7 protein-coding genes and 1 pseudogene are annotated in these 9343 nt (G+C 59.9%); 1 reads left to right on the top strand and 7 read right to left on the bottom strand.

From position 1 onward, the window contains the following. The 5 genes from kduI to DKT70_RS17055 form a co-directional block, all read right to left on the bottom strand. A partial coding sequence (gene kduI, locus DKT70_RS17075; protein ID WP_111560269.1) for a 5-dehydro-4-deoxy-D-glucuronate isomerase occupies positions 1 to 775 on the bottom strand: 775 nt, incomplete at its 3' end. Positions 776 to 837: 62 nt separating this feature from the next. Beyond that, positions 838 to 2637: a DUF2264 domain-containing protein gene (locus DKT70_RS17070; RefSeq protein WP_111560268.1), complete on the bottom strand. Its 1800-nt coding sequence runs from the start codon at positions 2635 to 2637 to the stop codon at positions 838 to 840. 39 nt (positions 2638 to 2676) lie between these two features. Beyond that, positions 2677 to 4596: a TRAP transporter large permease gene (locus DKT70_RS17065; protein ID WP_111560267.1), complete on the bottom strand. Its 1920-nt coding sequence runs from the start codon at positions 4594 to 4596 to the stop codon at positions 2677 to 2679. Positions 4597 to 4713: 117 nt separating this feature from the next. After that, complete coding sequence (gene dctP, locus DKT70_RS17060; protein WP_111560266.1) at positions 4714 to 5703, bottom strand: TRAP transporter substrate-binding protein DctP; 990 nt, start codon at positions 5701 to 5703, stop codon at positions 4714 to 4716. Between the two features lie 30 nt (positions 5704 to 5733). Further along, positions 5734 to 6966 carry a glycoside hydrolase family protein gene (locus DKT70_RS17055; protein WP_199559642.1) on the bottom strand — a complete coding sequence of 411 codons (1233 nt, stop codon included), beginning with the start codon at positions 6964 to 6966 and terminating at the stop codon, positions 5734 to 5736. A 326-nt stretch (positions 6967 to 7292) separates the two neighbouring features. Between DKT70_RS17055 and DKT70_RS17050 the strand changes: the two genes are divergently transcribed. Continuing rightward, positions 7293 to 8381, top strand: a complete 1089-nt coding sequence (locus DKT70_RS17050) for a LacI family DNA-binding transcriptional regulator (protein WP_111560265.1) — start codon at positions 7293 to 7295, stop codon at positions 8379 to 8381. A gap of 9 nt (positions 8382 to 8390) precedes the next feature. Here the strand turns inward: DKT70_RS17050 and DKT70_RS17045 are convergent, their stop codons facing one another. Next, a complete protein-coding gene (locus DKT70_RS17045) occupies positions 8391 to 9074 on the bottom strand; it encodes a Gfo/Idh/MocA family protein (protein ID WP_267895665.1) in 684 nt (227 codons plus the stop codon). Next, positions 9063 to 9272: pseudogene (locus DKT70_RS18690) on the bottom strand (Gfo/Idh/MocA family oxidoreductase); the annotation flags it as partial. The gene DKT70_RS17045 and the pseudogene DKT70_RS18690, both read right to left, overlap by 12 nt. Positions 9273 to 9343 lie beyond the last annotated feature (71 nt).

Here is a 9343-nt window from a genome sequence, read left to right as displayed (position 1 = left end):
TGTCGCCCGCCATCGCCCAGATGAAGGTATATCCGCCAATGCCCGCGCCCGAATGGATCGACCAGGTCGGCGACAGCACGGCCTGTTCATTGGCCACGAACAGGTGGCGCGTTTCCTGAGGTTCGCCCATCAGGTGCAGCACGCGCGATTCCGGCGCCATGCCGTGATAGAGGTATGCCTCCATCCGGCGGTCGTGGACATGGCTGGGGATGGTGTTCCAGACCGACCCGTCCTCCAGCGTGGTATAGCCCAGGACCAGCTGGCAGCTTTCCATCACCAGCGGGTGGATGAACTGCTTGATGGTGCGCTTGTTGCTGGTCTCGACCGCGCCCATCTGGACATGCTTGGCCTCGGCCACGGTCACCAGCCGATGCGGCAGCGCGCGATGCGCGGGCGCCGAGGTGATGTAGAACCGCCCCTGCCCCGAAAACGTCACGGCCCCAGCGCCCATGCCCAGATAGAGCACGTCGCCCGCGGCCATGTCCCAAGCCTCGCCCGCCGCCTCGACCCGGCCATCACCGCCGATATTGACGATGCCCATTTCGCGGCGGTCCAGGAAGCTGGGGGTCTTCGTCTCCTCGATGGCATCCAGCGTCAGGGGGGCGCCGTTCGGCACCGCGCCGCCCACGACAAAACGGTCGTAATGGGTATAGGTCAGGCGGATCTCTCCTTGGGCGAACAGACCCTCGACCAGGAAATGCTGGCGCAGCTGGGCGGTGTCCATGCCCTTCGCGTGGTACGGATGAATGGCGTGGCGGGTTTCGACATGGGTCATGGAGGGTCCTTTCACAGAAAATCGTCGCGGCGGGGGGTAAAGCTGTCGATCAGGTGGCGGGTTTATCGATATGCATCGGCAGGTTTGGCTGTAAAAGCATGATTCAGCTCATGGGAACCGGGCTCAAGCTGGGCCAACAGGAACGGGACAACAGTCTTTGGCGAGGAGATGTTGGTGTGGATGCGCGTTCCGAGGACGGCTATCTTTGGCAGCTCATCGAGGCTTTCGATACCCGAAATGCCGTTCTCACCCCGCACAGTGAGCGACATGCCGACACGCCCCCGTTGTTCCTTTATGGCTTCGCTTACTTGGTCAGAACGGTGGAACACTCCTTGCGGGTCCAAGACTTGGGCTGCGTGATACCATTCGCTGACGGCAAAGCCCGTTTCGACGACCAGAGCCGGTGCGTCCAGTGTAAAGCTGTGGCGTCGCTGAAAGCGGCTTGAGCTGCCGGGAGTCACTGTTGTGTCGACTTCTTGACGACCGGTCAGCCAACGCATCCTGACCCGATCGTCGGTGATCCGAACTTGCTGGCGGGCGTGACACATCGTCCAGTTCAGTCCGTCGTCGAAGCTGAAGGCCAGGATGTTGTCGCCGAAGCTGAACCGCTCGGAGTAATGCAGCGACGCCATGTCGGGCCCGAAGAGGGTCGAATAGGCAAACTTGTTGTACTTGTCGCGCTGGAGGGCCGACCGCACCGGGGCGGCGTAGTGCAGGATCGCATGGTCGCCGCTGCGCTGGATGATGCTGGACGCCGCCTGCATCGGGATTAGCTCGCGAGAAACCGGCAACGGCTCTTCCTCAGCGTGCCAGAAATCCGAATGCTCAGAGAATGCAAGGGGAAAGAAGGCTTTCATCGCCCAGTAGGGCGAGGTAGGGGAATTGTATTCCTCGGACATTATGAGGTTAGGGTAGCTGTATCCGCGGGTCAGAAGGCCATCGCTGGTAAAGATCGGCAAGTTTCGCCAACTGCGGATCTGGCGTGCCCAGATACCCTTGATGGCGCCGATGGACAACTGGTCCTGCTCGGCCGTTGCTGCGATGCCCCAGAAGGCGGCGGTCGCGAACCGGTAAATCAGCGAACGACCAACCATGACTGTCTCTCCGCTCTCCGCAAACCACTGCGCGAACTCGACAGCGAAAAGACCGGCGCGCTGGCGGAAACGGCGGCAACGCGCGCTATCCGCATCTGCGCCGTATTGCACATAGAGCAAAGCGTAGAAGTGCATCGCAAATCCGTTGTAGTGGTCGATCGGCAATTCGGGGCCGTCGCCATACCAGCCGTCGCCGAGATACCATTCCTCTATGCGTGCGAGGTAGCGCTCCTGCAGGGTCTCGTCGACCAAGTCCGCCTTGCCGATGCGACGGAGTCCCTCCTGTACCAGAATCGCGAAAAACAGCCAGTTGTTGTCGACCAGCTCGACGCGCTGGATCCCATCGATCCATGCAACCAGGTTGTGCTTGTCGCTGTCTTCCAACGGGTACCAGCCTTCTTCGGGAAGCAGCATCAGCATCATGCCGATCGCGGCCATCTCCACCGCACGCTGAGAGTAATCGTGCACCGGCCCCCAATAGTTCGGATGCGCGGGATCGACGCCTTCCGAGAGGGCTTGCCGAAGCAATGGCCAATGCGCCCTCTCGCCCCCGCCCATCGCCAGCGGGACCAGTCCCCAGAGTGGACGCACCACGCCCTCGACAGAGCTTGACTGCATGTCGAAAGACGCCCCGCCCTCGTCGAAGTCTATCCGCGCGCCCTGCCGCTGCAGATAGGGAATCAGCGGCTCGAACAATGCCAGCGCGGCCTCCTGAAAGTCGGCACGGCTCTGCATCGGGTTGGCCTGGAAGCGTTGGTAGAAGGGCATAAGGAGCTCTTTCGACGTTTCAGGTTCGGTTCGGCGGCTTCAAACACCGAACAAACGGGGCAGGAACAGGCTGAGTGCAGGGATGTAGGTCACCAGCAGCAGGCCCAGGATCTGCAGGGCGAAGATCGGCAATAGCGGCCGGATCACACGGCTGAGGGGCTCACCCGAGACGCCGCAGGCCACGAACAGGACGGTACCAACCGGAGGCGTGACCACGCCCATGCAGAGGTTATAGATGAGTATCATCCCAAAATGCACTGGATCGACGCCCAGTTCGGTGACAATGGGATAGAAAATTGGTGTGAAGATCAGCAATGCAGGCGTCATGTCCATGAAGACGCCGATGATCAGCAGTGTCACGTTAATGATCAGAAGGACCACCAGCCGGTTGTCACTGATCGCCGTCAGCATCGACCCGATGGTCGCAGGAATGCCTGCGAAAGTCATGCTCCAGCTCATCAAGCCGGAACAGGCGATAAGGAATGCAATGATGCCCGTCGTGACAACAGTGTCGCGTGATGCCTGGACAAACTGGTTCCAGCTGATGCTGCGATAGCAGAGGGCCAAGACGAGGCTGTAGATGACAGCGATGCCGGAACCCTCGACCGCGGTGAACACCCCGCCGGTGATACCGGCAATGACCGCAATGACCAGAAGAAGGCTAGGAATTGCCCGGAAGAAGAGACGCGCGGCTTCAGCCGTCCCAATCCTCGAGCGCTCGGCACTGTAGCCCAGTTTCTTGGCATAGAAATAGGCCGCGATCATCACGGCCACCGCCATGATGAGCCCCGGCAGGTAGCCCGCCAAAAACAGAGCGACGATCGAGGCGCTGCCGCCCGTGATCAGAGAGTAGATGATGACCGGACCCGACGGCGGGATCAGCATGCCGGCAGGCGCCGAGGCCGCATTGATAGCTGTACTGATTGCCGGGTCGTAATTCTTTTCGCGCGCGATGGGCGCAATAATGCCGCCGACCGCGGTCGCGGTGGCGATGCCCGATCCAGACAAGCAGCCGAAGAACACGTTCGAGATGACATTCGTTTGCCACAGGTTCCCCGGAATGCGGCGCCCGACCAGCATCGCGAAATCTACCAGGCGGCGGGCTATGCCGCTCTGGTTCATAATGTTGCCTGCCAGCACGAAGAACGGCAGCGCCAGAAAACCAAAGTTGTCGAGGCCGCTGAACAGTCGCCCGCCAATCGTCGGCGCCAGCCGGGTCAGGCTGATCTGCAGCGCCAGGGTCAGGATGCCCGACAGCGCCAGCGCGACGGCAATGGGCACACCAAGAATCAGGAAAACTGCGAACGTGCCGAAGAGAACAAGGACAGCCACCAGCTGCGGCGCGTCCGACACGAATTGCTGCCAGATCGCGCTCTGCGTCAGCAGCCAACCGGCCCCCACAGCAACCGCCATAGTACCTACCGCAATTGCCAGATCGGCCGCGACCAAGCGACTTGAAACCAGCCCGGACGCGAGCCACACAATCTGCGACAGCGTGATCAAGAAGCCGCAAATCAGAAGGACGCTCTGCAGGTAGCCGACGGGGATGTCGAGGATTGGCACCCTCATAACCAGATTGCGGCTGATGAAGAGATAGCCGGCCCAGGTCAGGCCGATCCCGAAGGCCAGCGTCAGAAGCGCAATGATTACGCGGACGCGTGCGGCCTTTCGCTCGGAGAGCGTGTCGAGGACGATGGGCAGATTGAGGTGCCGGTCGTCGATGAAGCACAAGCCGGCACCAAGAAGCCCAACCCAAATGAAGAGATAGCGGAGCAGGACCTCGGTCAGTACGCTCGGCGCGTTCAGCAGATAGCGGGAGGCGACCTGGTAGCCAATCAAAACCACCATCATCATGACAGCGGCAATCAGCAGTACTTCGAGGGCGTTCCTGCAAGTCATGTAAGCTGAAAGCCAAGGCCTGCGGCGATCCGTGTTAGCAAGAATATTGTCCTGGCTCATTGCTGAATCCTAGCCCGACGCTCAAGCGGTGCTGTTGGTGATGACGTTCTGGGATGTGGCGACCGTAAAAGGGCGCCGCATGCTAAGTGGCTGCGCCCTCACGGGCGCGGCTTTGTCTTACTGGAGTTCGCGTCCGGTCATCGTGAAGATCTTTTCGATCACGGCCCGCTTGGTCTCATTCTCAGCGGCCTCAGCGTACATCGGCTGCACCGCCTCGATGAAGGGCGTCTTGTCGATGTCGGTGATTGTGACGCCGAACTCGTCGACCGCGCGCTGCGCACTGGCCTGAAACGCCTCGTCAATCACCTCGAGCGACTTCTCGCTGATGTTAGCGAACTCCTCGCGCACAATCTCGTAGTCTTCGGGCGAAATGGCATTGCGGAAGTCCACGCTGGTGACGACAAAGTCAGTCAGGCGCGTTTGCTCGGTCTTGATGCCGTATTTCGCCGCCTGACCGAAATTGAGGTCGTAGAGCGTGCTCAACGTACCCTCTGCCCCGTCGATGACTCCCTGCTGAAGCGCCGGATAGACATCCCCGAAAGCCATCGGGGTCGGCGCTGCGCCGAACAGCGTAAGCATCTCGATATAGGTGTCGCTCGACATGGTGCGGATCTTCATGCCCTGCAGATCTTCGATCGAGGTGACCGGCTGCGTGGTGTAAAGGCTGCGGAACCCGTTCGACAAAAAGCCGAGCGGCAGGAAGTTCTGCTGCTCGGCGCCCTCAAACAGCAATTCTCTCAGCTCCGGATCGGACATGACTTGGCCGTATTCTTCCTTCGTGCGAAACATGTAGGGCAGGTTGACCACGCCAATGGCGGGCAGGATGTTCTCGAGCGTTGCGCTGTTGACCAAGCCAAGATCGACGACACCGGATTGCAGTTGCTGGAAATATTCGGTCTGATCCCCCAAAACACTGTTTGCGAAGATCTCGAAGCTGACGCGCCCGTCGGTGCGCTCGGCCACGGCATCCGCGAATGCCTGTAGAAGTTGGCCGGGACCTGCGGTCTCTGGCGCGTTCGTCGCGATGCGGAACGTCTCGGCGCTGGCCGTGCCCGCGATGAGCGCGATGGCGGCAGCGAGGGCTGCCGAGGTCGCCTTGATCGTCATGTCGTTTCCTCCCTCAGAAATGCGGCACGGTCAGTGCCAGAAAAATTCGCGATGCCCGAGCGCACGCAGGACCGCCTCGAAGTAGTAGTAGTCGCCGTAGGGCAGCATGGCGCTGGTCAGGTACATGTCACCTGACCGTTCGGCCCGCGGCACGTCCGAGGCGCCAGCGCCCAAGAGGCCCTGCGCCGCTGGATCGCCAGTCAGGTCGTGGTTCTCGCGCAGGCCCTGCAGCATGCCCAGAGCGGCGTTGCGATAATGGCTGGCCCGTTCGACATCAGCGGTGCGCTGATAGATATCGGCGATAATGAAAAGTCCTGCTGAGGTGATCGATCCGGCGGAGCTGTCCTTGATCGGCTCCGCACCCTCCGGCAGACGGTAATCCCAAACTGGCACATGGTCCGGGCCCAACTGGGCCAAGGCATGATCGGCCAGCTTAGCAGCCAAGTCGTGAAGGCGCAGATCCCCGGTGATTTCAGCCAACTGGGCGAAGCCGTGGATCGCCCAAGCCTGCCCGCGGCTCCAGCAGGACTCGTCAGCGCGGCCCTGCCAAGTCTTGCCGCCGACTGGCCTGCCGCTGGCGGGATCGAAGTCGAAGGTGTGATAGGTGCTGAAGTCCGACCGTACGATGTACTTCGTCAGCGAATCCGCATGCCGCAGCGCCACGTCGCGGTAAGAATCGATCCCCGTCTCTTCGTATGCCCACAGCAACAGCGGCAGGTTCTGGACCGAGTCGATGATCATCTTCGCCTGTACGCGGGATGCATGTTCGGGCGATTGACCGTCGGCGGTCCACGCGAGAATGTAATTGCCGGCCCAATTAAACCGGGCGCGCAGCGCGTCCGCTGCCTGCAACGCAAGACGTCGAGCTTCGGGCGAACGTGTCAACTTGAAGTCCGCCACGGCGCTGAGACTATAAAGAAATCCCAGATCATGGCTGAGCCAAAGAGGAGTGTGCAGCAAACGCTCAAGATGTGTAATCCGCATGCGCGCGAAGTTGCGAAACTCGGATTGACCAGTCACCATGAAGGCCAGCCACAACTCTCCTGTGAAAAACGAGTCAGTCCAGAAATAGCCGTTGTCTGGGTAGCGCCAAATCGAGTCGTTGTGGCCGCCCACCATGGGGTTACGCGTCCCGATGATGCGGCTGTTTCTCGACAAGCTGGACAGGATGTCTTCGAGAATGGTCGAGGCGAAGCCAGCGTTATCGGCTGCCGGCACATGCGACACCTTTGCATCATCACGACGAGGAAAAAGTCGGTCCACGCAGAAAGCTCCTCCTGATCCGCCCCAATTGACAGGCGTGGGGCGAAGACGGAAATCTCCGGCCCTTCATTGGCTGCTCCCGGTTCGCGAAGAGCAGAATTGATACTGTTGTGGGAAACACGGGCGACGGCTCAAGCCGCACACCTCTATCTCCTCCTCTAAAAAGAGAGTTACGCCAAACATTCAGGAAGTGTCAACAAATTTTCGAAAAATAAGAAACTTTCGATAATTTCGTTATTAATTTCCAGTCGAGTTGCGGTGGGTGCTGTCGGTGCTATGATAAGTAATGGCTGGCAAAAGGGCTGAGCCGTCCGGAGCCCGTGAAGATGAACCAAGAAGGTGAAACGCAAACGTCCGTTAACCGCGGCAGTGCTGCGGAGGAAGGGGCAGTAGTCACTCCGAGACGATTTCAGGGGCCGACGCTTCGCGATATTGCGACTGCGGCAGGTGTGTCGGTTGCTGCGGTGTCCAAAGCCCTGAATCAGCGCGAAGGGGTAAGCGCCCGAAGCCGACAGCGTGTCCTGAAGGCCGCCGAGGAACTCGGCTATCTTGATCGCAGCGGGAAAGGGCAGTCTGGTCAGGTCAGCTGCGCGGCCTTGATTACGCTAGGACGAATGGTCAGCAATGACGCTTTCTATCATGAGATCGTTGAAGGCATTCTGCAGCAGGCCGAGGCCAAGGGCATCAAGATCATCGTCCAGATGGTCAATGAAGATCCACAGCGTCATACGCCCGATCTACCGGCTGAGGCCGACGCTGTGATCATGATGGGCATAGACTATCCGCAGCTATTGACAAAGGTCACCGCTTCGGGACTGCCCGCTGTCATTGTCAATGGCATGGACCGCCGGATGCTCATTCCAAGTGTGTCACCCGACTACCATTTCGGGGGGTGGGCCGCGACTCGACATCTTATCGACCTCGGGCACCGTGACATCGTGCACGTCACGCACGTGTATCGCGAGTCAATCCGCCGCCGGCTGGAAGGCTTCTGTGATGCGCTTGCAGAGGCGGGGATTGTATACGACCCAGACAACCACCTGCTGGATCTCGGCTCGCCTGCTCGCTTCGGGATCGAGGCGAGAGGCATGGTCGAGACGTTCCTGAGTCAGCGCCGTCACCTTCCCTCTGCTTTCGTTTGCGTATCTGACGCTGTGGCGCTCGGCACGCTTCAGGCCATTCAGGCACGCGGATTGTCCGTGCCCGGGGACATCTCACTCATAGGCTTCGATGGGCTACCCGTGGGGGCCCATTCTTCACCATCACTTTCCAGCATGCAGATCGACCGTCGGCACCTTGGCATTACTGCCATCGATACCCTCATCGACTTCGCCACAAACGGCGGTCCCGCCCGCCGGATTGGAATCGGTGTTGAGCTGATCGTCAGGGAGTCTAGCGGCACGGCGGAGCGCTGAGCTTCATGTTTAAGAAACTGGATTACCAAGCCGGAACGCAAGTATCTTGTCGATCACGTCACGGGTGCGAATCAGCTCTGACAAATCAACTTCCATTGAAACTTTTCCCTCCAGCGCATCGAGGAAGGCCGAGAGAAGCTTTCGATGATTTGCGTGATCAAACGCCATGGGATCTGCACCGCCGCCGCCGCTGAAATCCATCAACTCCTCCGTGCGACCATCCTGGTAAAATGTCTGCATTCCCTGCTCGGTCAGACGGACCGTAGCGCGTTCGAAAATCAGCGTCATGATCTCCGAAAATCCGGGGAAGCTGGCGGTCGTCGCCATGATCGTACCCGGGGCGGCGCCAACGCCGAACTCACCCAAGGCGCAAGCCGTATCCTCTCCCTCCATGCTGTGGAGGGCACTTGTCGAGACTTGGGCGGCCTTGATCTCTATTTCCCCGCATAGGGCGCGTAGCACATCCAATGTGTGGATCGCCTGCGTCAGCAAGACACCACCACCGTCGCGCGAGAAACTGCCCTGACCTGGTTCATCGTAGTAAGACTGCGACCTCCACCAAGGGATGAGGCAGTTCACCCCACAGAGCTTGCCCAATTCCCCTGAAGCAGCAAGACTTACGGCGGCCCGGACCGAGGGCCGGAAGCGATGCTGTAGAACCGGCGCAATCAGCAATCCCCTGTTCCTCGCCATCGCGAACAGCGCGCGAGCATCACCGGTCCTCAACCCAGCTGGCTTTTCAATGATCAGGTGCTTTCCCGCTCCCAAAATGCGAGCCCCCAACTCGAGGTGACTGTTGGGCGGTGTCAGCAGGATTACTGCATCGACGGCAGGATTGGAGATCGCAGCATCCATATCATCCGTCGCGCTGCGGCCGTACTCGGCTTGGAATGCATTGGACTTGCCCGGAAAATGTGGAGAGCACCAACTGAGGAACCAGGAGGTGTTCTATGGGAAACGGG

Source organism: Paracoccus sediminilitoris, assembly GCF_003259195.1.
GTDB classification, from domain to species: domain Bacteria; phylum Pseudomonadota; class Alphaproteobacteria; order Rhodobacterales; family Rhodobacteraceae; genus Paracoccus; species Paracoccus sediminilitoris.
Note: the sequence above shows the minus strand (reverse complement) of the source record. Positions and strands in the feature narration are given on the sequence as shown.

Bases quoted from the DNA above. Each gene is read 5' to 3' on its own strand.
- DKT70_RS17070 (WP_111560268.1), bottom strand. From the start codon at position 2,637: ATGCCCTTCTACCAACGCTTCCAGGCCAACCCGATGCAGAGCCGTGCC.
- DKT70_RS17065 (WP_111560267.1), bottom strand. From the start codon at position 4,596: ATGAGCCAGGACAATATTCTTGCTAACACGGATCGCCGCAGGCCTTGG.
- dctP (WP_111560266.1), bottom strand. From the start codon at position 5,703: ATGACGATCAAGGCGACCTCGGCAGCCCTCGCTGCCGCCATCGCGCTC.
- DKT70_RS17050 (WP_111560265.1), top strand. From the start codon at position 7,293: ATGAACCAAGAAGGTGAAACGCAAACGTCCGTTAACCGCGGCAGTGCT.
- DKT70_RS17045 (WP_267895665.1), bottom strand. From the start codon at position 9,074: ATGGCGAGGAACAGGGGATTGCTGATTGCGCCGGTTCTACAGCATCGC.